Genomic DNA, 22,883 nt, shown 5'->3' on the forward strand with positions numbered 1-22,883 from the left:
AGCTTGTCGAAGGGCCGCCCTTCCTTTTCAAGAAGAAAAGACGGGGCTTCGACAGGCGCAGCCCGAACGGGGAGAGGAGGCAGTGTTACCGCCCCGTGGCGACATCCTGCGCGGCGAAGATCTTGGCGCAGCCGATGCGCGCGAGGCGCAGGAGGCGGAGCAGTTCTTCCTCGTCATAGGCGGCGCCCTCGGCCGTCGCCTGGACTTCGGCGAATTTACCGTCGCCGGTCAGGATCAGGTTCGCGTCGGTTTCGGCATTGCTGTCCTCGGCATAATCGAGGTCGAGGACGGGGGTGCCTTCATAGATGCCGCAGCTGATCGCCGCGACCTTCTGGATGATCGGGTCTTCCTTGAGCGCGCCCGACGCCATCAGCTTGTCCACGGCGATGCGCAGCGCGACCCAGGAGCCGGAGATCGCCGCCGTGCGGGTGCCGCCATCAGCCTGGATCACGTCGCAATCGATCACGATCTGGCGTTCGCCGAGCTTCTTCATGTCCACGACCGTCCGCAGCGAACGACCGATGAGGCGCTGAATTTCCTGAGTGCGGCCCGACTGCTTGCCCTTGGCGGCTTCGCGGCTGCCGCGCGTGTGCGTGGCGCGGGGCAGCATGCCATATTCGGCGGTGACCCAGCCCGACCCCTTGCCGCGCAGGAAGGGCGGCACCTTCTCTTCGACCGACGCGGTGCAGAGCACGCGGGTATCGCCGAAGCTGATCAGGCAGCTACCCTCGGCATGGATGGTGAAGCCTGGCTCCATGGTGATGTCGCGCATCTGGTCGGGCGCGCGGCCGGAAGGACGCATAATATTTCTCCAAAACGATATGGTGACGGCGCTTAGCGCCCGGCGGCGTGTGTTGCCAGTGTCATGACGACAATAAGTGGGTATGAGAGGCTATGACGATGCGAATGATGATGGCGGCGAGTGCGCTGCTGCTGGTGGGCTGTGCTGCCGCGGATAACGAACTGGAGACGCCCAAGGCGGCGGGCGAGACGATCCGCTTCACCGCCGGGCGCTGTTTTGGGGCCTGTCCGTCCTACAGCCTGCGGGTGACGCCGGATGGGTCGGGCATATTGGAGCCGGAGAAGTTTACCGCCGTACCGGGGCCGACCCGCTTCACCGTCAGCCCGGCGCAATATCGCCGGTTGCGCGCGTCGCTTGCGCCCTACCGCCCGCAGACGGGGACGGACAAGCGGATCGCCCATGGCGAAAATTGCACCCGCTTTGCGACCGATATGCCCGGTTACAAGATCGAATGGAGTCGCAAGGACGGCAAGCCGACCCGGCTGGAGTTCCAGTCGGGCTGCATGGATGCCCGCTATGGCAAATTGCGCACCACGATCGCGGCGATCCCCAAAATGCTGGACGTCGAGCGCATGATCAAACCCAAGCCCGCCCGGTAAGGAGTGTATAATGCGCGTTCTTTTGCAGATTGTGGGTGTCCTTCTCGTGGTGATGGGGCTGCTGTGGGTCGGGCAGGGGGCCGGTCTTATCCACTGGCCGCAATCCAGTTTCATGCTCGATCAGAGGCCATGGATGTGGCGTGGCGCGTTGCTCGCTGCGTTTGGCGTCGTGCTGATCCTCTTGGCGCGGCGCAAATGTTGAGCCTGCCCGCAATCCATCCTACATTCGCGCAATGACGCTGACGACGCCCATATCCGAACTGAACGATCGCGCGCGGGACGTTTTTCGCCTGGTGGTGGAGGGCTATCTGGGCACTGGCCTGCCGGTCGGGTCGCGCACCATCAGCAAGTTGGCGACGCTCAACCTGTCGCCCGCGTCGATCCGCAATGTGATGCAGGATCTGGAGGAATTGGGCCTGCTCGCCGCGCCCCATGCGTCGGCCGGGCGGATGCCGACCGAAACGGGGCTGCGGCTGTTCGTCGATGGGATGATGCAGGCGGCCGAGCCATCGGCGGAGGAGCGGCGCGCGATCGAAGCGGGCCTCGCCGAAAGCGGGCCGATCGAGGAAGCTCTGTCGGCGGCGACGGCGGCTTTGTCGGGCCTGTCGGCTTGTGCTGGCATCGTCATGGTGCCGCGGCGCGAGCCGGTGTTGCGCCAGTTCGGTTTCGTGCCCTTGAACGATCGGCAGGCGCTGGCCGTGCTGGTTGGGCAGGACGGGTCGGTCGAAAATCGGGTGCTGGACCTGCCGCCCGCCGTCACTCCATCGATGCTCAACGAAGCGGCCAATTTCATGTCGGCGCGCTTTGCCGGCATGACGTTGCGGCAGGCGGGCGACATGCTGGCGCGCGAGTTGGAGAGCGAACGCAGCGCGCTCGACGGCGCGGCGCGCGAGTTGGTGGAGCGCGGCATCGCCATCTGGTCGCATGATGCCGATGACCGGCCGGTGCTGATCGTGCGCGGTCAGGCGCATCTGATCGATGATGGCACGGCCGCCGACCTCGAACGGGTGCGGCAATTGCTGGAGCAACTGGAGGGCAAGCAGGAAATTTCGCGCCTGCTGGAGAGCGCGCTGGCGGGCAGCGCGACCAAAATCTTCATCGGATCGGAAAACAAGCTCTTTTCCCTGTCGGGTTCTTCGGTCATAGCCGCGCCCTATCGTGGCGCGGACGGCCGGGTGGTCGGCGTGGTCGGCGTGATCGGCCCCACGCGCTTGAACTATGCCCGCGTGATCCCCATGGTGGATTTCACTGCACAAACGCTGTCGAGATTGATGAGATGAGCGAAGACAATTTGAACGTCGAAAATACCGAAGTCGTGGATCAATTGCCGGAGGAGGATGCACCCGTGGCCGATGACCAGGGGGAGCGCATCGCCGCGCTGGAAGCGGAACTCGCCACTGCCAAGCAGGATATTCTCTACGCCCATGCCGATACGCAAAATGTGCGGCGGCGGCTGGAAAAGGAATTGGCGGATACGCGCGCTTATGCGTCGACCGCTTTCGCCCGTGATATCCTGTCGGTGGCCGACAATCTCTCGCGTGCGTTGGCGGCAATCCCTGTGGAATTGCGTGAAGACGACAAGTTCAAGGGGTTGGTCGCGGGCCTGGAAGCCACTGGCCGCGAACTGGAAGCGGTGTTCGGCCGCAACGGCATCAGCAAGATCGAGTCGGTGGGCCAGCCGCTCGACCCCAACAAGCATCAGGCGATGATGGAAACCCCGTCCGCCGATGCTGCGCCGGGCACGATCCTGATCGAAATGCAGGCGGGCTATATGATCAAGGACCGGCTGCTGCGCCCGGCGCTGGTCAGCGTGGCGAAGGCGCCCGACTAAACACGGCTTTCTGAGACTGCTGCCTGAAAAAGCCCGTTCGACCCGCGTCGGACGGGCTTTTTCTATGACGGCTCTTCCCGTTCGGGCGCTGGACTGGCAGCATCGGTCGGGACGGCGAGATGCGGGAGGAGCATGGCATGAGCGGGGACGGGCAGGGTGCCGGGGCGACCGATGGCAGGGCGATCCGGGTCGATCGGCTGACCATTCCCGTGCCGAGCGACGAGATCGCCATCCACCGGATCGCAACCTTCGTCCATATCCTCAAACATGTCGTCGCGCCGGAAGAGCGGACCCTGGTCGATCTGGGCGCTGGCCATTGCAAGTTCAGCGTCTGGGCGACGAAATTGGGCTATGCGGTTACGGCGGTCGATGGCCGGACCGAGCGCCTGCCCGACGATCTAGGATCTATCCGCTTCGTGCAGGCCGATATGCGCGACTATGATCCGCGCGGGCATAGCGTGGTGGCGATGCTGGGCCTGCTCTATCATCTGGAACTGGGCGATCAGGAAAGCCTGCTCCGGCGCTGTTGCTATGGCGCGCCGGTGATCGTCGAAACGCAGGTCCATGTGCCGGAGATGGTGGCGGATACGCCGCAGGACTGGCATCGGCTGATCGAACGGGACGATTATCAGGGGGTGGATTTCCCCGAAGGCGATAATCCGATGGCGTCGATCGGTAACCCCACCTCCGTCTGGCACAGCGAAGATTCGATGATCAGGCTGTTCGAGCGGACGGGTTATAGCGCGATGACGGTGATCGATCCGATCTTCCGATCCGTCTATGGCGCGCGGCGCTTTTATGTCCTGACACCCTGAAAAAAGTTACGAGATGCAAATAAGATATATCACAACTCTTGACGGTCGCGATTTTTAAGATATATCTCAGTGCATCATGAAGCAGACTGAAAGACACATAATGCACTTCCACCACACACAGCGCGGCCATGGTCGCCCTCACCACGGCCATGGCCGCTTTCTCAGCCCGGATGGCGCAGAAGGGCGCGGCTTCGGCCGGGGCCGCGGCGGTCCCTTTGGCGATGGCGCGCCCGGCGGCGGCGGACGGGGCGGCGGTCGTCGGCGGCTTTTCGACAATGACGCGCTCAAGCTGATCCTGCTCAAGCTGATCGCCGATACGCCGCGCCACGGCTATGACCTGATCCGCGAGATTCAGAGCCTGTCGGGCGAGGTCTATGCGCCCAGCCCCGGCGTCGTCTACCCCACGCTGACGCTGCTGGCCGACATGGACCTGATCGCCGAACAGCCGGGGCAGGGCAGCCGCAAGCTGTTCGCCATTACCGACGAAGGCACCGCTTATCTCGCCGACAATGGCGACGCCCTGACGCTGGTCATGGAGCGGATCGCATCGCTGGCGCAAAAGGCCGAACGCACCGATGGCGCGCCGGTCCGTCGGGCGCTGCATAATCTGCGCATGGCCATCCACCAACGGCTGGAGAAGGAAGGGGCGGACAAGCAAACCATGTTCGATGTCGCGTCCCTGATCGACGAAGCCGCCACCAAGATCGAAAGGCTCTGACATGACCCTGACAGCAAAAGTTCCGACTCCCAATGCCAGCCGCTACCTGCAACAGCTCTGCAAACATTGGAGCCACAAGTTCGACGTGACGTTCGACGCCGAGCAGGGCGTCATCCCCTTCCCGATGGGACCGATCCGCATGAAGGCCGAGCCGGAGGCGCTGGTGGTGACGATCGAGCCCAAGGCCGACGCCGATGTCGAGCGCTTCAAGCAGGTGGTCGCCGATCATCTCGACCGCTTCGCCTTTCGCGAGGCACCACTGATGTTCGACTGGCGGTAGGGCGGGCAGGGGGCGGTTCTGGCCGCCCCTGTCACTTGGTCGGGATACGCCGCGCGCTGGCGAGGTGATGGGCGTGGGTGATCGCGACGGCGAGCGCGTCGGCTGCATCGGGTCCGGCGATCTTCACGCCGGGCAACAGCCGTGACACCATCGCATGGACCTGATCCTTCGATGCGTTGCCGACCCCAACCACCGATTTTTTGACGAGCCGGGCGGCATATTCGCCCACTTCCATACCCGACCGCGCCGCGCCGAGCAGGATGACGCCGCGCGCTTGCCCCAGTTTGAGCGTGGACTGCGGATTGACGTTGACGAACACCTCTTCGACCGCCGCGCCATCGGGCCGATGTTCGAGGATCAGGTCGGTGAGCGCAAGGTCGATCGCCAGCAGGCGCGTTGCCAAGGGCATCGCGCTGTCCGTTTTGATTTGGCCATTGGCGAGGTGGGTGAGCCGGTTGCCGTCCGCGGCGATCAGACCCCAGCCGGTAGTGCCCAATCCGGGGTCGAGGCCGAGGAGAATCATGACGGCAAATCCAGCCCCTCATCGTTGAGGAGAATGTCGCGAACTCGCCCCATTCCCAAATTTCCGTCATCCCCGCGCAGGCGGGGATCCATCTCCGAACCTAAGATCAAGCCGATCAGAGGGGAGATGGTTTCCCGCCTTCGCGGGAATGACGATGAACTATGGGGTTGCCAATATTTCGCAACGCCCCGTCGCAGGGGCGTAGCTTATTCAATCAACCCAATTTCTCCATCACCGCGTCGGACACTTCATAATTGCCCCATACGGTCTGGACGTCGTCATCATCTTCCAGCGTGTCGACCAGCTTGAGCAAGGTCGCGGCATTGGCTTCATCGACTTCGGTGGTGGTCTGCGGCCGCCAGGCGAGTTTCGCGCCTTCCGCTTCACCGAGCTTGGCCTCCAGCGCCTTGGACACTTCATGGAGCGCGTCCATCGCGGTCCAGATTTCATGCTCGTCCTCGTTGGACGAAACATCCTCCGCGCCGGCTTCGAGCGCCGCTTCGAAAATCGTCTCGGCATCGCCCGCGCTGGCGGGATAGGTGATCAGGCCGACCCGGTCGAAGCCATGGCTGACCGCGCCCGACGCGCCCAGATTGCCGCCATTCTTCGAGAAAGCGGTGCGGACATTGGTCGCGGTGCGATTGCGGTTGTCGGTCAGCGCCTCGACGATGATGGCGACGCCGCCGGGGCCATAGCCCTCATAGCGCACTTCTTCATAATTGTCGGTGTCGCCGCCGATCGCCTTGTCGATCGCGCGCTGGATATTGTCCTTGGGCATGGACTGGGCCTTGGCGGCATTGACCGCCAGGCGCAGGCGCGGGTTCATGTCCACATCGGGCATGCCCATCTTCGCCGCGACGGTGATTTCGCGGCTGAGCTTGGAGAACATCGAGGAGCGCTTCTTGTCCTGCGCGCCCTTGCGATGCATGATGTTCTTGAATTTGGAATGGCCGGCCACGGCCTTCTCCTGACATTTTCTGGTGAAACACGAGCGCGCTCTCTAGCGAGCGGCGCGCCCATGCGCAATGTTACACTAGGATTGCCGTGCCAGAGGCGGACACCATCAGCATCGACCCGTTGGCACCCAGCACTTCATAGTCGAGATCGACGCCGACTACCGCGTTCGCGCCCAGCGTCGCCGCGCGCATCCGCATCTCGCCGATCGCCTGTTCGCGCGCGCGTTGCAGCACATCCTCATAAGCGCCCGACCGGCCACCGACGATGTCGCGCACGCTGGCGAACAGGTCGCGGAACAGATTGGCCCCCACGATCACCTCGCCGGTGACGATGCCCAGATATTCCTTGGCCGGTCGCCCTTCCAGGCGGCTGGTGGTGCTGACGATGATCTCGGACATTTCGCTCTCCCGTTCGTGCTGAGTAAGGCCTGAGCCTGTCGAAGGCCTGTATCGAAGCATAGCGTGTGCGGCAGCCCTTCGATATTCTGCTTCGACTTCACCTTTGGTGAAGTTTATCCTGAGCGCCTGCTGCAAGCAGGCAGCCGAAGGGCTCAGCAGCTACCCAGGGCGAACGGGGTAACCGTTACTCCATGCCCAGCGCGGACAGATAGGTCTGGAGGATGGCTTCCATTTCCTGCCGGTCATGCGGCTGCATCTTCCGCAGGCGGACGATCTGGCGCATGATCTTGGGATCGTAACCGGTCGCCTTGGCTTCCAGATAGACGTCCTTGATGTCGTCGCCGATGCCCTTCTTTTCTTCTTCCAGCCGTTCGATGCGCTCGATCAAAAGGCGTAGCTGGTCGGCGGCGACGTTGGGTTCGGTCATGGGATGATGTCTCCAGAGGAAATGTGAATCGGTTGGGGTGCGTCCTAGTGAGTGTCGGCGTTCTTCGCCACACTCTCTTTCATCCGGGCGATCTGTTCCGGGGTCGCCTCGCCCTGATGCTGCGCCTTCCACTGGACAAAGGGTATGCCGTGGATGATTTCGCGGGCTTCATCCCGCGTCAGCGTGCCGTCCGCTTCCGCGATCCAGTCAGCGAGGCAATTGCGGCAAAAGCCGGCCAGCCCCATCAGGTCGATATTCTGCACGTCGGTGCGGTGCTGCAAATGCGCCACCAAGCGGCGGAAGGCGGTTGCAGCAACTTCATCTGTGACTATGGTGTCGTTCATCGGCGTGAAATCCTTTCGCTGATCTACATCATCCTGTCGTGCAGCACGGATACCCCATAACGACGCTCCGGCAAGTGCGGAGCGCCTATGACGGCCAGGAGAACACATGACGAAGTTACCGCCCCGCTCGCGCAAGGTCCGTATTCTTGCGACGCTTGGTCCTGCGAGCGACAGTGCGGAGATGATCCGCGCGTTGTTCATCGCGGGTGCCGACGCCTTTCGCATCAATATGAGCCATGGCGCGCATGAGGATCATGCCGCGCGCATCGCGATCATCCGCGAACTGGAAAATGAATTTCATCGGCCGACCACCATATTGGGCGATCTGCAGGGGCCGAAACTGCGCGTCGGCACGTTCGAAAAGGGCCTGGCGATATTGGAAAAGGGCGCGCCCTTCATCCTCGATCGCGACGAAACGCCGGGCGACGCGCGCCGCGTGAACCTGCCCCATCCCGAAATCTATGCCGCGCTGGTGCCGGGCACCCGGCTGCTGCTCGACGATGGCAAGATGGTGCTGCGGGTGCAGGCGATCAGCGACGACCGTATCGACACGATCGTAGAGGTCGGCGGCACATTGTCCAACCGCAAGGGCGTGAACGTGCCTGACGTGGTGGTGCCCGTGCCCGCGCTGACCGAGAAGGACCGGCGTGACCTCAGCTTCGCGATCGAACAGGGGTGCGACTGGATAGCGCTCAGCTTCGTGCAGCGGCCGGAAGATCTGGCCGAAGCGCGCAAGTTGATGGGTGGCTACGGTTCGCTGATGGCCAAGATCGAAAAGCCATCGGCGGTGCAACGGCTGGAGGAAATCGTCGAGATGGCCGATGGCGTCATGGTCGCGCGCGGCGATCTGGGCGTCGAACTGCCCCCCGAATCGGTGCCGCCGCTGCAGAAGCAGATCGTGGCGACCGCGCGGCGACTGGGCCGTCCGGTGGTGGTCGCGACGCAGATGCTCGAATCGATGATCAAGTCGCCATCGCCGACTCGTGCCGAAGTGTCGGACGTGGCGACGGCGGTCTATGACGGGGCCGACGCGATCATGTTGTCGGCCGAAACGGCGGCGGGCGACTGGCCGGTCGAAGCGGTCGCGATGATGGACAGCATCGCCAACAGCGTCGAGCGCGATCCGGGCTATCTGGCGCGGCTGCACTTCACCGAAACGAAGCCCGATCCCACTACCGCCGACGCGCTGGCTGAAGCGGCGGGCAATATCGTGACCGTGGTGGGGGCGAGCGTCATCACCTGCTTCACTTCATCGGGCAGCACGGTGCGGCGCGTCGCGCGCGAGCGGCCCTCCGCGCCGATCCTGGCGCTGACCCCGCGAACCGACACCGCGCGCAAGCTGGGGCTGACATGGGGCGTGTACGCCATCCGCACCAAGGATATCGGCACGTTCGAGGAAATGATCGGCAAGGCCCGCCGCATGGCGCTGCGCCATCGCATGGCGGAGAAGGGCGGCAAGATCGTGGTGCTGGCGGGCGTTCCGTTCGGCACGCCGGGATCGACCAACGTGCTGCATGTCGCGGCGGTGCAGGGCGATGAATTGAAGGGGCGGGAATGACCGCCCTTCTCCCTTGAGGGAGAAGGATACGCAGCCTTGCCGACCGCAGGGAGGGTAGGCGAAGTTGGATGAGGGTGTGCGGCATGGCCGTTGGCGCGCTACACCCTCACCCAGCTACGCCTAGGCAGCAAGCTGCCAAGTCTTCGCAGCCCTCTCCCTCAAGGGAGAGGGATCTGTCCAACCCCATCCGCAAACGCATCGAGCGCCCGATCATGCTCGATCGGGCGCTCTAAAAGGACTCATTCGTCCGATGGCTAAGGACAGCGTCGGAAACGACGCCACCCTGACCGTGCTGCTTAGCCCTGGCGGGCTTTGAAGCGACGGTTGGTCTTGTTGATGACGTAGGTGCGGCCGCGACGACGGATCACGCGGTTGTCCCGGTGGCGGTCCTTGAGCGACTTGAGCGAGTTGCGGATCTTCATGGCATCGGCCCTTGGTAAATCTGACTGTGATGGAAAATCGAAGCGCTGCCCCTATGGGTGGGGCGGGCCAAAGTCAAGGGCGGCGGGCGCTCTTTTGCCGTTGTTCATCGGTCATGCAGCAACTTCATGGCTTTGCGCGTTGGAGGGAATATAGCTGGTCGCGCCGTTTATCGGTGGAGAGCCACGTTGGAGTGAAATCGATGTCGAAGCGCCTGATTCTTGCCGCCTGCCTTGCCCTGCCGCTGGCTGCGTGCGCAACCGCCGTGCCGCCCGTGGAAGTGACGCGCTTCCATGTCGGTAATCCCGCCCGGACGGGCACGGTCGCGGTGGAGGAAATGCCCGGCAATCCTGACATCAGCCTGGAATTCCGCACCTATGCCGCCGCCGTCGCGCAGGAATGGCAGCGGGTGGGCTTCACCAGCGTCGCGCCGGGCGCGACGAGCGAGTATGTCGCGTTGGTCAGCTTCCAGCGCAGCTTCCGTCCCTCAGGCCAGGCGCGCAACGATCGCCCCGTCACCGTCGGCATGGGCGGCGGCATCGGCAGCGGCGGTTTTTCGGGCATGGGCCTGGGCGTCGGCATCAACCTGTCGGGCAAGCCCAAGGATATCGTGACCACGCAATTGCATGTGCAGCTGCGTCGCCGGTCCGATTCGGCGACCATCTGGGAAGGCCGCGCCTATACCGAAGCGAAGCAGGGCACGCCCGCCGCGCAGCCGGGCATCGCCGCACAAAAGCTCGCTGGCGCGTTGATCGGGGGCTATCCGGGCGAATCGGGCCGGACTATAACCGTCAAATGACCATCTCCATTTCCAGCGGCTTTGACAGCGGCAATATTCGCACCCTTTCCATCACCGATACGCCGACAGGCGCGCGCGCCGAGCTGGAGATCATGACGGATCATCAGAGCGACTTCTATCAATGGTTCCACTTCCGGGTTGCCGGGGCAGCGGGGCAAGAGGTGGAACTGGCGATCGTCAATTGTGGCGGGTCGGCCTATCCCGATGGCTGGGTCGATTATAAGGCGCGGGTGAGCGAGGACCGAGAAATCTGGACCCAGGCCGACACCAGCTATGCCGATGGCACGTTGACCATCCGGCTGGCGAGCGATGCCAATGTCGTGTGGGTCGCCTATTTCGCGCCTTATTCGATGGAGCGGCATCATGACCTGATCGCCTTTGCCGCCTGCCAGCCCGGTGTCGCGCATCGCGAATTGGGGCTGACGCTGGATGGCCAGCCGATCGACCTACTGACCATAGGCGATGGGCCAAAGCAGGTGTGGCTCTATGCCCGCCAGCATCCCGGCGAATCGATGGCGCAATGGTGGATGGAAGGCGCGCTGGAGCGGCTGACCGATGAAGAGGATGCGGTGGCCCGGCTGCTCCGCCAGAAGGCGACGATCCACCTCGTCCCCAATATGAACCCCGATGGCAGCCGCCGGGGGCATCTGCGCACCAATGCGGTGGGCGTGAACCTCAACCGCGAATGGCATGACCCGTCAATGGAACGCAGCCCCGAAGTGCTGCTGGTCCGTAATGCGATGGACGCGACCGGCGTGGACTTTGCGATGGACGTGCATGGCGACGAAGCCATCCCCGCCGTATTCATCGCCGGGTTTGAGGGTATCCCCTCGATCACCGACCGGCAAGTGGCGCTCTATCACCGCTATCGCGACACGCTGGCGGCGCGCACGCCCGATTTCCAGACGCGCCTGGGCTATCCAGTTGCGGGTGCAGGCCGCGCGAACCTCGCCATGTCCACCAATCAGATCGCCGAGCGATTCGGCGCGGTGGCAATGACGCTGGAAATGCCGTTCAAGGATAATGACGACCTGCCCGATGCCGAAACCGGCTGGTCGCCTGCGCGCTCGATGCAGTTGGGCAAGGATTGCCTCGCGGTACTGGCCGAGATGATCGACGCGCTCTGATCAGCCGAACAGGTCGCCGAGGAAATCGACCGTCGCGCGGAAACTGCGCCGATCGGCGTCCGGGCTGTAGGCCAGCCCCTTTTCGGGCATGTTGGCGCTTTCGTCGGTGAAGGCATGGCCGGTGCGGCCATAGGCGTGGATTTGCCAGTCGCAGCCTGCCGCCGTCAGTTCTTGCGCCAGCGCCACCATGGACTCCGGCGGGGCGATGGGATCGTCCCAGCCATGGCAGATCAGCAACCGGGTGCTGATCGTGGCATTGGGGAAGGGCGGGGCATCATAGACGCCATGGAAGCTGACGCCGCCTGCGATGTCCGCGCCGCTGCGGGCCAGATCGAGGATGCATTTGCCGCCGAAGCAGAAGCCGATCGCGGCCGTGCGGGCAGGATCAACCTCGGCCAGCCCTTTGAGCACATCATGCGCCGCATTGACCCGATCACGCAGCACGGCACGGTCGGCATTCAGCGCGTTCATATAGAGCGCGGGATTGGTGTCGGCGCGGGTGGTGCGCTTGCCCTGACCATAGACATCGGCGACCAGCACGGCATAGCCCAGCGCCGCGACCTTTTCCGCATAGGCGAAGTCGGCTTCCTTGGTGCCCAGCACATTGGGGAAGAGCAGGATGCCCGGCTGTGCCCCGGCGGCGGCGGTGTCGACCACGGCCATGCTTTCGAACGGGCCGTCCGGGCCATCATGCAGGGTGATGCGGCGAGTGATGGTCATGGCGGCGCTCCTTTTTAGATACTACCGAAACCGGGCGCTTCGCCGCGTGCGGCGGGGTTGAGGCGGCGGGGGCGCTTCCAGCCGATGACGGGCCGCTTGCGCAGCCGCAACGTCGGCCAGTCGCCCCGGTCGGCGCGTTCGGCCAGCCGCATCCCCTGCGCCCGATAGGCGGCCAGCACCGCGTCGGCCTGTTCGTTGAGCAGGCCCGCGAGCAGGATGGTGCCGCCTTCCTCGACCATCGCGCAGAGCGAGGGCGCGAGTTCGATGAGCGGCCCGGCCAGGATGTTGGCGATCAGCAGGTCATAGGGCGCGCGGGTGATGATCGCGGCATGATCGACCCCGGCGGCGGCATAGAGCGCGACCTGCCCCTGTCCCCGGCCAACCGCCATGCCATTGGCCAGCGCATTTTCCGCGCTGATCTCGACCGCGACCGGATCGATGTCCGACGCGGTGGCATAGGCGTGCGGCCACAGATGCAGCACGGCAAAGGCGAGCAGCCCAGTGCCGGTGCCGATATCGGCGACATTGCCGAACCGCATGCCCACGCGCCGCATCCGGTCGAGCATGGCAAGGCAACCCGCCGTCGTTTCATGCTGGCCAGTGCCAAAGGCGCGGCTGGCGGCGATCAGCAGATTGACTTGGCCGGGCTGTTCGGGGTCGCTGGCGAGGTTGCGGACATGGAAGCGCCCGGCGGTGACCGGCTCCAGCCCTTGCTGGCTGATCGTCACCCAATCCTCGTCGGGCAGCGCTTCGACGACCGGCTTGATCCGCGCGGCGCTGGGCACCATCGACCGCAACAATTTGATCGCGGCGGGGCTGGGCTTGCCCTCGAAATAGGCGTCGAGCCGCCAGGCATCCTCGTCATCGGGTTCCGCCTCGCTGGTCATCAGCACGGGCGGCCGGTCCATCATCGCAAAGGCGGCAATGTCCCCGTCCAGCGCCTCGGCCTCGGCGCGGGTGCAGGGCAGGGTGACTTTCCAGCTCTGGATCGCTGGGGTGGTAGCATCGTTCATCCTCCCGCCTTTAGAGCAGGAGGGGAGGGAGGGGAAGCGTTTGGCAGCCGATGCCTCAGCATCGGCGTCATCCTGACGAAAGTCAGGATCCATTGGCTCTATTTATGCGCCTGCCATGAATGGAGCGCGCATGGATGCTGACTTTCGTCATCCTGACGAACCAACATGGAGTGTCAGGCGACCTGCCGTCCAAAGTCGGTCGAGGCGTGGCGCAGGCTGGCGAGCTTGCCCTCGACGCTGACGAAGCCGCGTTCGAGCTGGTCGATCTCCGACGCGACGACTTCGGTGTCCTGGCGGATCGCCGAGATGGTGGTCGACATGGAATCGGCGGCCAGCGCGGTTTCATCGACGGCGGCGGTGATCATGGTGACGGTCTGCGCCTGCGCGTCCATGGCATGGCGGATGCGTTCGGCGCTGGCCTGCACTTCGCCCACCGTGTCGCGGATGCGCTCATTGGTTTCCACCGACTGGCGGGTCGAGGCCTGGATGTCGGCGATCTTCCCCGCAATCTCGTCGGTCGCCCGCGCGGTCTGGTTGGCCAGGCTTTTGACTTCCTGCGCCACCACAGCAAAGCCGCGCCCGGCGTCGCCCGCACGGGCGGCTTCGATCGTGGCGTTGAGCGCCAGCAAATTGGTTTGCCCGGCAATGTCGCGGATGAGGCCCAGGATCGATTCGATCGACTTGGCATGGTCCGACAGGGTGGCGGACATGGTGACGGCATCACCCGATTGCTTGGCGGCGCGCTGGGCCACGTCGGCTGCGCCCTCGACTTCGGTGCGGGCATCGTCGATCGCGCGGATCAGGCCAGCGGAGGTGCGGGCGGCTTCGCGCATCGCGAGCGCAGACTGTTCGGCGGCAGCGGCGACTTCCGACGCCTTGCCCAGCATGCCCCGCGTGGCGGCGGACGCATCCTTGGCCTGTTCGCGCAGCGATTCGCCCAGCCGCGTGGCACCATCCAGTTCGCCCATGATCCGCTGTTCGAACAGGGTGCCATAGCGCTGCCGTTCGGCGCGCTGAACTTCGGCCTGATCGGACGATAGCACATTGCTCATGAAGCCGGCATCGAACATGCCGATTTCCAGGATCGTGGCCATCAACCGGCGCAGGCGTGCATCATCGTCACGGCACCGTTCCCACAGCAAATTCATGATCGTGTCGTTGGCCTTGCCGACCGCAACCAGCACGGCGCGCACCGGCACGCCATGTTTGCGGGCATGGCGCACGCAGTCGGCGGCAGAGCGCGTCCAGCGCGCCTCCCGGAAATGCATCAGCTTATGGGCGGCATAGACACGCGATTCGGCCCGGATCTTGTCGATCACCGACTGAGCCAGCCGATCGATCAACCCGGTTTCGCGCATATAGCTGTCGAAAAATGCCGCCGCGACCTGATCGATGTCCGGCTCGATCAACAGGCCGATTTCTTTTGCGTTACGGGCAATCGTGCCGTCGGGGTCAATGCCCGCCACATAGTCGGAGGCGGTTTCGGCGGGAGAAACGAAGGACGACATGGCTGGACGGCCCCTGTTGGTGGGATGAGCGATAATCTAAGCCTGTCCTAGCGCGCTTTGGTTAATCACTTCTTATGATCAAGCGCGGTCCAGCCCGGCACGGACATTGGGGCACCCATGCCCGGCGCGGCTTGCCCTCCTGTGCGTTCGCTCCTAAGGGAACGGGATCAAGGAATATAGCAGGGACAAGGGTAGATATGGCGCGATCCAACAGCCGGCCGCTCTCGCCGCATTTGACCATCTGGAAATGGGGACCGGCCATGACCGTCTCCATCATCCATCGCGTGACCGGCAACGGTCTTGCGACGGCCGGTGCGCTGGGCCTCATCTGGTGGCTGATGGCCGCCGCGACCGGGCCGGAAGCCTATGCGACCTTCGTCGCCTGCGCCACCTCGCCGATCGGCTATCTGGTGATGATCGGCCTCAGCTGGTTCTTCTTCCAGCATCTTTTCTCCGGTCTGCGCCATTTCGTGCTGGATCTGGGCGCGGGATATGAACTGCGCAGCAACAAGAGCTGGTCGATCGCGACCTTCGCGGCGTCGCTGGCCGTGACCGCCCTGCTGTGGCTCTATATCTTCGGAAAGGGTTTCTGATGGGCAACGGAACGGGTATCGGCCGCGTTCGCGGGCTGGGTTCGGCCAGGCACGGCGCGCATCACTGGCTGGCGCAGCGCTACACCGCCGTCGGCAACCTGCTGCTGGTTTTGTGGCTGATCTTCAGCCTGATCAGCCTGCCCGGCCTCGATTATGAGAGCGTCGTGCTGTGGATCGCCAACCCGCTGGTCGCGGTGCCGATGATGCTGATGATCGTCAGCATCTTCTGGCATCTGCGCCTCGGCATGCAGGTGATGCTGGAAGATTATGTCCACGACAAGGGCATGGCTTTCTTCTCGATGCTGCTGCTCAATTTCTATGCCTTTGGCGGCGCGGCCGCAGGCGTCTTCGCGATCGCCAAGATCGCCTTCACAGGGGTCGTCGAATAATGACGCAAGCCTATAAGATCATCGATCATACCTATGACACCGTGGTCGTGGGCGCGGGCGGTTCGGGTCTGCGCGCGACCATGGGCAGCGCCGAAGCGGGCCTCAAGACCGCGTGCATCACCAAGCTGTTCCCGACGCGCAGCCACACGGTTGCGGCGCAGGGCGGCATCGCTGCCAGCCTTGGCAATAATTCGCCCGATCACTGGACCTGGCACATGTACGACACCGTCAAGGGGTCCGACTGGCTGGGCGACCAGGACGCGATCGAATATATGGTGCGTGAAGCGCCTGCCGCTGTCATCGAGCTGGAACATGCCGGCGTGCCGTTCAGCCGCAACGAGGATGGGACGATCTACCAGCGTCCCTTCGGCGGCCACATGCAGAATATGGGTGCCGGCCCGCCGGTGCAGCGCACCTGCGCCGCCGCCGACCGTACCGGCCACGCCATGCTCCACGCGCTCTATCAGCAGTCGCTGAAATATGACGCGGACTTCTACATCGAATATTTCGCCATCGACCTGATCATGGAAAATGGCGAATGTCGCGGCGTGATCGCCCTGTGCATGGAAGATGGCTCGATCCATCGCTTCCGCGCCCATGCGGTCGTGCTGGCGACGGGCGGCTATGGCCGCGCCTATTTCTCCGCGACCTCGGCGCATAGCTGCACCGGCGACGGCGGCGGCATGGTGCTGCGTGCTGGCCTGCCGCTCCAGGATCTGGAATTCGTGCAGTTCCACCCGACCGGCATCTATGGCGCTGGCGTGCTGATCACCGAAGGCGCGCGCGGCGAGGGTGGCTATCTCACCAACTCCGAAGGCGAGCGCTTCATGGAGCGCTACGCCCCGTCGGCCAAGGATCTGGCGTCGCGCGATGTCGTATCGCGATCGATGGCGATGGAAATGCGCGAAGGACGCGGCGTTGGTCCGAACAAGGATCATATCTTCCTGCACCTTGATCATATCGATCCCAAGGTGCTGGCCGAGCGCCTGCCGGGCATCACCGAAAGCGGCAAGATTTTTGCCGGTGTCGACCTGACCCGCCAGCCGCTGCCCGTCACGCCGACGGTCCATTATAATATGGGCGGCATTCCCTGTAACTATCATGGCCAGGTGCTGACCAAGAAGGATGGCGATCCCGAAGTCGTGGTCCCCGGCCTGTTCGCGGTCGGCGAAGCGGCCTGCGTATCGGTCCATGGCGCCAACCGCCTCGGCTCGAACTCGCTGATCGATCTGGTCGTGTTCGGCCGGGCGACGGGTCTGTTCCTCAAAGATAATCTCAAGCCCAATGGCAGCCACAAGCCGCTGGCGTCGGACGCTGCCGACCTGGCGCTCAGCCGCCTCGACAAATATCGCAACGCGACCGGCGGCACGCCGACTGCGAAGCTGCGCCTCGAAATGCAGCACACGATGCAGAAGCACGCTGCCGTGTTCCGCGACAGCGCGCTGCTGGCCGAGGGCGTCGACAAGATGCACAATGTCTATGCGGGCATGCAGGATGTCGGCGTGTCGGATCGTTCGCTGATCTGGAACACCGACCTTGTCGAGACGCTGGAACTGGACAATCTCATGTCCCAGGCCGTCTGCACCATGGTCAGCGCGGAAAACCGCAAGGAAAGCCGTGGCGCGCACGCGCATGAGGATTTCCCGAACCGCGACGACGAAAACTGGATGAAGCACACGATCAGCTGGTTCGACGGCTGGGGTGGCTCGGGCGGCGAAGTGAAGCTCGATTATCGCCCGGTCCATGATTACACGCTGACCGACGAAGCGGAATATGTGCAGCCCAAGGCGCGGGTCTATTGATCCGCGATTCATGGATGACGTTGAAGAGGGCGGGCCGAAAGGTCCGCCTTTTTTCATTCCAGATGGTTCAGATGATCCGCGCGCTGATGCAGGATGCGGACGATATCAATGCGTTCGTTTCCATGCAGATAAAAGATCGCATGCGAACCAGAATTGAATTTTCGTAATCCGCCCGCCAGATGCGCGCAGTCAGTGCCTATGAACGGGCTGGTAGCAATGAATCGTATGGCCGCGCGGATGTCGCCAACATAGGCGTCCGCCTGATCCATGTCCCATTGCTCGGCGCTATAATCCCAAATTTTGTCGATATCATCCTGCGCTTGCGGCCGAAGGACTATTTGACGCATCACCGAGCGGATCTTTTTGCGGCCAAAAATGCATCAAAGTCAAACTCTTGCCCAGGCCCGCTATCCAGCCCTTCCTGAATCGCCGCCCGTAGCGCTTCCAGTTTCTGCTCTTCCGACTCCAGCATCCGTAATCCCGCGCGGATCACTTCGCTGGTCGATCCGTAGCGGCCTTCGCTGACCTTGCGTTCGGCGAACTCGCGGAAATGGTCGCCCAAGGCGACGGAGGTGGTCTTGCTGCTCATGCCACCATCTTACCAAATATTGGTAGTCACTTCAACCGAATGGCAGCAACGCCTCATAGACGTCCAGCCCTGGTTTCCCCGCCACCGCCACCCCCTGTCGCAACAGAAAGGCATGGCGCACGATCTCGGCCTGCTGCTCGATACCATAGCGCGCAAAGGGCTTCCCCGGCAGAACCGCATAGTCATAGCGGCAAAAGGGGTGGCGCATCAGCGGCAACCACCACCGCCCGGACCGCTGCGCCTGCCACACATGGGTCATTTCGTGGACAAAATGTGCCTGGATATGGAGCGGACTTTCGCAGAAATCGGCGCAGAACAGGCCACCTTTCGGCGGGAACCATAGATGGCCATCGGGCGCCATCGTCACCCGGCTCGGCTGAAACGGCCACCATTTGCGGTTATGCACCCGCACCCGATCATAGGCGATCGCCCGCCCGAACATGGCGCGGGCAAGCACGATTTCATCGGGCGTCAGGCTACGGCTGCTCAATGGCCCTCATGCGCGGCGGGTTTGGCGGCCGCCGTGCCCGCCGCCTCCGGCTTGCGAATCACAGCGTCCACCAGCAGGCGTTTGCCATCGCTCATCAGGAAGGTCAGTTCCATCTTGCCCTGGTTGATTGCGGCATCGTTGATCCCCCACAGCATCAGATGCTTGCCGCCAGGCGCAAAGGCGACCTCGCCCTTGGCGGGCACGTCCACGCTGTCGATCGGCTTCATCGTCATGACGCCCTTGTCCATCACGCTTTCATGCATTTCGACGCGGACGGCATAGGCGGTCAGCACGCCGCGTATCTGCACCCCCGCATCGCCGCCATGCGCGACGAAATAGCCCGCCGAGGGCGATTCCTTGTTCGGCGACAGCCGCACCCAGGCCTGGTCGATGTAGCTGGGCGCAGGGTCGCCGCACGCGCTGAGCGCCAGCGGGGCCGCGAGGGCGATAAGGGCGAAGGGCGCGCGCATTGGTCACTCCATGACTGTCTCGTTTCCGGTCGATGACATAGCTAATGGCCGCTGCTTCTTGTGCCAAGCAAAAGCACGCCTATATCGCCCATGCAGACCGGCCTTGCCTTGGCGCTTTCGTGGGGTATGGGGCCGTCAACCGCTGAATGAAATTTGGGGTTCAAAGAGGACACAATGGCAAAAGTAATCGGTATCGATCTTGGCACCACCAACAGCTGCGTCGCCGTCATGGACGGTGGCAAGCCCAAGGTTATTGAAAATGCGGAAGGCGCGCGCACCACGCCGTCCATCGTCGCCTTCGCCAAGGATGGCGAGCGCCTGATCGGCCAGCCAGCCAAGCGCCAGGCAGTCACCAACGGCGACAACACGATCTTCGCGGTCAAGCGCCTGATCGGCCGCCGCTTCGACGACCCCATGACCAAGAAGGACATGGAACTCGTCCCCTATGACATCGCCAAGGGTCCGAACGGCGACGCCTGGGTCCGTGCCGGTGGGCAGGATTACAGCCCCGCGCAGATTTCCGCCTTCACCCTGCAGAAGATGAAGGAAACCGCCGAGAGCTATCTGGGCGAAACGGTTACGCAGGCAGTCATCACCGTTCCAGCCTATTTCAACGACGCCCAGCGTCAGGCGACCAAGGATGCAGGCCAGATCGCAGGCCTCGAAGTGCTGCGCATCATCAACGAGCCGACGGCGGCTGCGCTGGCCTATGGCCTCGACAAGCAGGACGGTAAGACGATCGCGGTCTATGACCTTGGCGGTGGCACGTTCGACATTTCCATCCTGGAAATCGGCGATGGCGTGTTCGAAGTGAAGTCGACCAATGGCGACACGTTCCTGGGCGGTGAAGATTTCGACGCCAAGCTGGTGCAGTTCCTGGCCGACGACTTCAAGAAGACCGAGAGCATCGACCTCACCAAGGACAAGCTGGCCCTCCAGCGTCTGAAGGAAGCGGCCGAAAAGGCGAAGATCGAACTATCCTCGGCCCAGTCGACCGAAGTCAACCTGCCCTTCATCACCGCCGATCAGAACGGCCCTAAGCATCTGGTTAAGACCATCACCCGGTCGGATCTGGAGCGCCTGGTCGCCGACCTCATCAAGCGCACGATGGAGCCTTGCAAGAAGGCGATGGCGGACGCGGGCGTTTCGGCCGCCGACATCAGCGAAGTCGTTCTGGTCGGCGGCATGACCCGCATGCCCAAGGTGCGCGAAGCCGTGAAGGAATTTTTCGGCAAGGAACCGCATACCGGCGTGAACCCTGATGAAGTGGTGGCCATGGGTGCCGCCATTCAGGCGGGCGTGCTGCAGGGCGACGTCAAGGACGTGCTGCTGCTCGACGTGACGCCGCTGTCGCTGGGCATCGAAACGCTGGGTGGCGTGTTCACCCGCATGATCGATCGCAACACGACCATCCCGGCGAAGAAGAGCCAGGTCTATTCGACCGCCGACGACAATCAGCAGGCGGTCACCATCCGCGTGTTCCAGGGCGAGCGCGAAATGGCCGCGGACAACAAGATCCTCGGCCAGTTCGACCTCGTCGGCATCCCGCCAGCGCCGCGCGGTGTGCCGCAGATCGAAGTCACGTTCGACATCGATGCCAACGGTCTGGTCAATGTGTCGGCCAAGGACAAGGGCACCGGCAAGGAACAGCAGATCCGCATCCAGGCGTCGGGTGGCCTGAGCGATTCCGACATCGACCAGATGGTCAAGGATGCCGAACGCTTCGCCGAAGAGGACAAGAAGCGCCGTGAGGCGGCCGAGGCGAAGAACAACACGGAAAGCCTGGTCCACACCACCGAAGCCCAGCTGGCCGAACATGGCGACAAGGTCGATGCGGCGCTGAAGGGTGAGATCGAAACCGCGATCGCCGCGACCAAGTCGGCGATCGAAGGCGGCGATGCTGAAGCGATGAAGAGCAAGGCGCAGGAACTCGCGACGATCGCGATGAAGCTGGGCCAGGCCATTTACGAGAAGGAGCAGGCTTCGGCCGCGGCTCCGGGTGCGGATGCGCCCAAGGCCGATGACGATGTCGTCGACGCCGAATTCTCCGAAGTGGATGACAACAAGGCGTAAGCCGATGCCCCATATCCCTCACCCCGGCCATGGTCGGGGTGAGGGAAGAGGTGGGCGGGGGTCCGAATGACGACCGAAATCGATTATTATACGCTGCTCGAAATCGAGCGCACCGCCGATGGTGCGCAGATCAAGAGCGCCTATCGCAAGCTCGCGATGAAATATCACCCCGACAAGACGGGGGGATGTGCCGAAAGCGAAGCCAAGTTCAAGGCGGTGTCGCAGGCCTATGAGTGCCTGAAAGACCCGCAAAAGCGCGCGGCTTACGATCGCTTCGGCCATGCCGCCTACACCCAGCATGAGCAGGGCGGCGGCGGTGGCCACCGCGCCAATCCAGGCGGATTTTCCGACCTTGGCGATATTTTCGAAACCATCTTCGGCCAGTCCGGCTTTGGCGGTGGCGGCGGCGGTCGTCAGCAGCAAAGGCGCGGTGCCGACCTGCGCTACGACCTCGAAATCAGCCTCGATGAAGCCTATCATGGCAAGCAGACGCAGATCGAAATCGAAGTGTCCGCCGCCTGCGACACCTGCGAAGGGTCGGGCGCGCAGCCCGGCACCGGGGTCAAGACCTGCGGCACCTGCAAGGGCCATGGCCAGGTGCGGGCGCAGCAGGGCTTCTTCATGGTCGAACGCACCTGCCCATCCTGCCATGGTGCAGGACAGGTGATCGAAAGCCCCTGCCGCGCCTGTCGCGGCGAAGGCCGGGTGGACAAGCCTAAGTCGCTGTCGGTCAACATCCCGGCGGGCGTGGACGAAGGCACGCGCATCCGCCTGACTGGCGAAGGCGAAGCGGGCGCGCGCGGGGCGCCTGCGGGCGACCTCTATATCTTCCTGCATGTGCAGCGGCACAGCTTGTTCGAGCGCGAGGGCACGACGCTCTTCTGTCGCTGTCCGGTCAGCTTCACCACGGCGTCGCTGGGCGGATCGATCGAAGTGCCGGGCCTTGATGGCGTGCGGCACGAGATTAAGATCCCGGCCGGCATCCAGTCGGGCAAGCAGATCCGCCAGCGTGGCGCGGGCATGCCGGTGCTGAACGGGCGCGGGCAGGGCGATCTGGTCGTGCAGATCGACGTCGAAACGCCGACCCGGCTGACCGCTCGGCAGAAGGAATTGCTCGAAGCCTTCCGCGAAACCGAAACCGGCGAAGAATGTCCGGCCTCGACTGGTTTCTTCGGCAAGATCAAGGATTTGTGGGGCGATTGACGCCTGACATTATCCCGACCTTCGTCCTGTCCGAAAGCACCAACGCCTGACCGCTGGAACCAATAAGATTGCCAGACCGTTTCTCCCTCCACAACGACATGAGGAGGGTTTTACATGGTTGACGTTCGTAATGATGGATATGACGATCGCCGGGTTATCGTGGAAAAGAAGGGGCCAGGCCGCACAATCGCGATTGTGCTGATCGCCATTCTTGCGATCGTCGGCATCCTGTTCGCCACCGGCTTCTGGAAGGCCGACGTGAGCGGCGGCGACATGCCCGAAGTCAGCGTCGATGGCGGCGCACTGCCCAATGTCGATGTCGATTCGAAGGAAGTCGTTGTCGGCACCGAGGAAAAGACCGTCGAAGTGCCTACGGTTGGCGTCAAGGATAATGGCGAAGACTAATGTCTGAACTGCGCTGACGAGATCCACGGA

Annotated in this window: 30 protein-coding genes; 16 read left to right on the forward strand and 14 right to left on the reverse strand. The window is 63.3% G+C overall.

All coding sequences use genetic code 11. The features are described 5' to 3' along the window. Nucleotides 1–85: 85 nt before the first annotated feature. The gene (gene rph, locus ACZ2HM_RS00240; RefSeq protein WP_043153938.1) at nucleotides 86–802 is read right to left on the reverse strand and encodes a ribonuclease PH; all 717 of its coding nucleotides are present in this window, start codon (nucleotides 800–802) and stop codon (nucleotides 86–88) included. 92 nt (nucleotides 803–894) lie between these two features. On the opposite strand from rph, the gene ACZ2HM_RS00245 reads away from it, so the two are divergent. From ACZ2HM_RS00245 to ACZ2HM_RS00275, 7 genes are all read left to right on the forward strand, one after another. After that, entirely contained in the window at nucleotides 895–1,401 is a 507-nt protein-coding gene (locus ACZ2HM_RS00245; RefSeq protein WP_470425891.1) for a DUF6438 domain-containing protein, read from the forward strand. A gap of 10 nt (nucleotides 1,402–1,411) precedes the next feature. Next, nucleotides 1,412–1,603, forward strand: a complete 192-nt coding sequence (locus tag ACZ2HM_RS00250; protein WP_313924675.1) for a hypothetical protein — start codon at nucleotides 1,412–1,414, stop codon at nucleotides 1,601–1,603. Nucleotides 1,604–1,634: 31 nt separating this feature from the next. Continuing rightward, on the forward strand, nucleotides 1,635–2,681 hold the full coding sequence (gene hrcA / locus ACZ2HM_RS00255; protein WP_037473405.1) for a heat-inducible transcriptional repressor HrcA: 1,047 nt from the start codon (nucleotides 1,635–1,637) through the stop codon (nucleotides 2,679–2,681). Then, complete coding sequence (grpE, locus tag ACZ2HM_RS00260; RefSeq protein WP_069065138.1) at nucleotides 2,678–3,232, forward strand: nucleotide exchange factor GrpE; 555 nt, start codon at nucleotides 2,678–2,680, stop codon at nucleotides 3,230–3,232. The genes hrcA and grpE overlap by 4 nt, the downstream gene beginning before the upstream one ends. 137 nt (nucleotides 3,233–3,369) lie before the next feature. Next, nucleotides 3,370–4,047 (forward strand): class I SAM-dependent methyltransferase, encoded by a 678-nt coding sequence (locus ACZ2HM_RS00265; protein WP_470425892.1) that lies wholly within the window; start codon nucleotides 3,370–3,372, stop codon nucleotides 4,045–4,047. A 100-nt stretch (nucleotides 4,048–4,147) separates the two neighbouring features. Further along, complete coding sequence (locus tag ACZ2HM_RS00270; RefSeq protein ID WP_470425893.1) at nucleotides 4,148–4,765, forward strand: PadR family transcriptional regulator; 618 nt, start codon at nucleotides 4,148–4,150, stop codon at nucleotides 4,763–4,765. Between the two features lies 1 nt (nucleotide 4,766). Then, the gene (locus ACZ2HM_RS00275) at nucleotides 4,767–5,045 is read left to right on the forward strand and encodes a DUF2218 domain-containing protein (protein ID WP_470425894.1); all 279 of its coding nucleotides are present in this window, start codon (nucleotides 4,767–4,769) and stop codon (nucleotides 5,043–5,045) included. Between the two features lie 31 nt (nucleotides 5,046–5,076). Here the strand turns inward: ACZ2HM_RS00275 and ruvC are convergent, their stop codons facing one another. From ruvC to ACZ2HM_RS00300, 5 genes are all read right to left on the reverse strand, one after another. Then, a complete protein-coding gene (ruvC, locus tag ACZ2HM_RS00280; RefSeq protein WP_037473417.1) occupies nucleotides 5,077–5,568 on the reverse strand; it encodes a crossover junction endodeoxyribonuclease RuvC in 492 nt (163 codons plus the stop codon). Between the two features lie 214 nt (nucleotides 5,569–5,782). After that, complete coding sequence (locus ACZ2HM_RS00285) at nucleotides 5,783–6,526, reverse strand: YebC/PmpR family DNA-binding transcriptional regulator (protein WP_037473419.1); 744 nt, start codon at nucleotides 6,524–6,526, stop codon at nucleotides 5,783–5,785. Nucleotides 6,527–6,596: 70 nt separating this feature from the next. After that, nucleotides 6,597–6,923, reverse strand: a complete 327-nt coding sequence (locus ACZ2HM_RS00290; protein WP_171899206.1) for a heavy metal-binding domain-containing protein — start codon at nucleotides 6,921–6,923, stop codon at nucleotides 6,597–6,599. A 184-nt stretch (nucleotides 6,924–7,107) separates the two neighbouring features. After that, the gene (locus ACZ2HM_RS00295; RefSeq protein ID WP_006956223.1) at nucleotides 7,108–7,350 is read right to left on the reverse strand and encodes a DUF2312 domain-containing protein; all 243 of its coding nucleotides are present in this window, start codon (nucleotides 7,348–7,350) and stop codon (nucleotides 7,108–7,110) included. Between the two features lie 44 nt (nucleotides 7,351–7,394). After that, entirely contained in the window at nucleotides 7,395–7,694 is a 300-nt protein-coding gene (locus tag ACZ2HM_RS00300; RefSeq protein WP_470425895.1) for a DUF1244 domain-containing protein, read from the reverse strand. A 106-nt stretch (nucleotides 7,695–7,800) separates the two neighbouring features. On the opposite strand from ACZ2HM_RS00300, the gene pyk reads away from it, so the two are divergent. Beyond that, nucleotides 7,801–9,252 (forward strand): pyruvate kinase, encoded by a 1,452-nt coding sequence (pyk, locus tag ACZ2HM_RS00305; RefSeq protein WP_470425896.1) that lies wholly within the window; start codon nucleotides 7,801–7,803, stop codon nucleotides 9,250–9,252. Between the two features lie 296 nt (nucleotides 9,253–9,548). On the opposite strand, the gene ykgO is transcribed toward pyk, so the two are convergent. Continuing rightward, nucleotides 9,549–9,674: a type B 50S ribosomal protein L36 gene (gene ykgO, locus ACZ2HM_RS00310; protein WP_003046794.1), complete on the reverse strand. Its 126-nt coding sequence runs from the start codon at nucleotides 9,672–9,674 to the stop codon at nucleotides 9,549–9,551. A gap of 200 nt (nucleotides 9,675–9,874) precedes the next feature. Between ykgO and ACZ2HM_RS00315 the strand changes: the two genes are divergently transcribed. Continuing rightward, entirely contained in the window at nucleotides 9,875–10,471 is a 597-nt protein-coding gene (locus tag ACZ2HM_RS00315) for a hypothetical protein (protein ID WP_470425897.1), read from the forward strand. Then, on the forward strand, nucleotides 10,468–11,598 hold the full coding sequence (locus ACZ2HM_RS00320) for a M14 family metallopeptidase (protein ID WP_470425898.1): 1,131 nt from the start codon (nucleotides 10,468–10,470) through the stop codon (nucleotides 11,596–11,598). The genes ACZ2HM_RS00315 and ACZ2HM_RS00320 overlap by 4 nt, the downstream gene beginning before the upstream one ends. Here the strand turns inward: ACZ2HM_RS00320 and ACZ2HM_RS00325 are convergent, their stop codons facing one another. The 3 genes from ACZ2HM_RS00325 to ACZ2HM_RS00335 all read right to left on the reverse strand — a co-directional run bounded on the left by ACZ2HM_RS00325 (nucleotide 11,599) and on the right by ACZ2HM_RS00335 (nucleotide 14,839). Beyond that, on the reverse strand, nucleotides 11,599–12,318 hold the full coding sequence (locus tag ACZ2HM_RS00325) for a dienelactone hydrolase family protein (RefSeq protein WP_470425899.1): 720 nt from the start codon (nucleotides 12,316–12,318) through the stop codon (nucleotides 11,599–11,601). Between the two features lie 14 nt (nucleotides 12,319–12,332). After that, nucleotides 12,333–13,331: a 50S ribosomal protein L11 methyltransferase gene (locus tag ACZ2HM_RS00330; RefSeq protein ID WP_470425900.1), complete on the reverse strand. Its 999-nt coding sequence runs from the start codon at nucleotides 13,329–13,331 to the stop codon at nucleotides 12,333–12,335. Between the two features lie 173 nt (nucleotides 13,332–13,504). Further along, nucleotides 13,505–14,839 carry a methyl-accepting chemotaxis protein gene (locus tag ACZ2HM_RS00335; RefSeq protein ID WP_470425901.1) on the reverse strand — a complete coding sequence of 445 codons (1,335 nt, stop codon included), beginning with the start codon at nucleotides 14,837–14,839 and terminating at the stop codon, nucleotides 13,505–13,507. 197 nt (nucleotides 14,840–15,036) lie between these two features. Here ACZ2HM_RS00335 and sdhC point away from each other — a divergent pair, with 197 nt between their 5' ends. From sdhC to sdhA, 3 genes are read left to right on the forward strand one after another with little or no spacing between them, the layout of a single operon-like run. After that, nucleotides 15,037–15,432, forward strand: a complete 396-nt coding sequence (gene sdhC / locus ACZ2HM_RS00340) for a succinate dehydrogenase, cytochrome b556 subunit (RefSeq protein WP_037476149.1) — start codon at nucleotides 15,037–15,039, stop codon at nucleotides 15,430–15,432. Then, nucleotides 15,432–15,821 carry a succinate dehydrogenase, hydrophobic membrane anchor protein gene (sdhD, locus tag ACZ2HM_RS00345; RefSeq protein ID WP_037476151.1) on the forward strand — a complete coding sequence of 130 codons (390 nt, stop codon included), beginning with the start codon at nucleotides 15,432–15,434 and terminating at the stop codon, nucleotides 15,819–15,821. Before sdhC ends, sdhD begins: the two co-directional genes overlap by 1 nt. Continuing rightward, entirely contained in the window at nucleotides 15,821–17,623 is a 1,803-nt protein-coding gene (gene sdhA / locus ACZ2HM_RS00350) for a succinate dehydrogenase flavoprotein subunit (RefSeq protein ID WP_043151571.1), read from the forward strand. Before sdhD ends, sdhA begins: the two co-directional genes overlap by 1 nt. 53 nt (nucleotides 17,624–17,676) lie before the next feature. On the opposite strand, the gene ACZ2HM_RS00355 is transcribed toward sdhA, so the two are convergent. Genes ACZ2HM_RS00355 through ACZ2HM_RS00370 form a run of 4 tightly spaced genes read right to left on the reverse strand, consistent with a single transcriptional unit; the run spans nucleotide 17,677 to nucleotide 19,172 of the window. Next, nucleotides 17,677–17,970 carry a type II toxin-antitoxin system RelE/ParE family toxin gene (locus ACZ2HM_RS00355; RefSeq protein WP_470425902.1) on the reverse strand — a complete coding sequence of 98 codons (294 nt, stop codon included), beginning with the start codon at nucleotides 17,968–17,970 and terminating at the stop codon, nucleotides 17,677–17,679. After that, on the reverse strand, nucleotides 17,970–18,212 hold the full coding sequence (locus tag ACZ2HM_RS00360) for a type II toxin-antitoxin system ParD family antitoxin (protein WP_069065127.1): 243 nt from the start codon (nucleotides 18,210–18,212) through the stop codon (nucleotides 17,970–17,972). Before ACZ2HM_RS00360 ends, ACZ2HM_RS00355 begins: the two co-directional genes overlap by 1 nt. A 31-nt stretch (nucleotides 18,213–18,243) precedes the next feature. After that, on the reverse strand, nucleotides 18,244–18,702 hold the full coding sequence (locus ACZ2HM_RS00365; protein ID WP_470425903.1) for a vgr related protein: 459 nt from the start codon (nucleotides 18,700–18,702) through the stop codon (nucleotides 18,244–18,246). Next, nucleotides 18,699–19,172, reverse strand: a complete 474-nt coding sequence (locus ACZ2HM_RS00370) for a copper chaperone PCu(A)C (protein ID WP_470425904.1) — start codon at nucleotides 19,170–19,172, stop codon at nucleotides 18,699–18,701. Before ACZ2HM_RS00370 ends, ACZ2HM_RS00365 begins: the two co-directional genes overlap by 4 nt. Nucleotides 19,173–19,346: 174 nt before the next feature. Here ACZ2HM_RS00370 and dnaK point away from each other — a divergent pair, with 174 nt between their 5' ends. From dnaK to ACZ2HM_RS00385, 3 genes are all read left to right on the forward strand, one after another. Next, entirely contained in the window at nucleotides 19,347–21,245 is a 1,899-nt protein-coding gene (dnaK, locus tag ACZ2HM_RS00375; protein WP_470425905.1) for a molecular chaperone DnaK, read from the forward strand. A 66-nt stretch (nucleotides 21,246–21,311) separates the two neighbouring features. After that, nucleotides 21,312–22,448 carry a molecular chaperone DnaJ gene (dnaJ, locus tag ACZ2HM_RS00380; RefSeq protein ID WP_037475467.1) on the forward strand — a complete coding sequence of 379 codons (1,137 nt, stop codon included), beginning with the start codon at nucleotides 21,312–21,314 and terminating at the stop codon, nucleotides 22,446–22,448. A 114-nt stretch (nucleotides 22,449–22,562) separates the two neighbouring features. Then, on the forward strand, nucleotides 22,563–22,853 hold the full coding sequence (locus tag ACZ2HM_RS00385; RefSeq protein WP_037475469.1) for a hypothetical protein: 291 nt from the start codon (nucleotides 22,563–22,565) through the stop codon (nucleotides 22,851–22,853). The last annotated feature ends 30 nt before the right edge of the window (nucleotides 22,854–22,883 follow it).

The sequence above is a fragment of the Sphingobium sp. KKT206 genome (assembly GCF_055640555.1).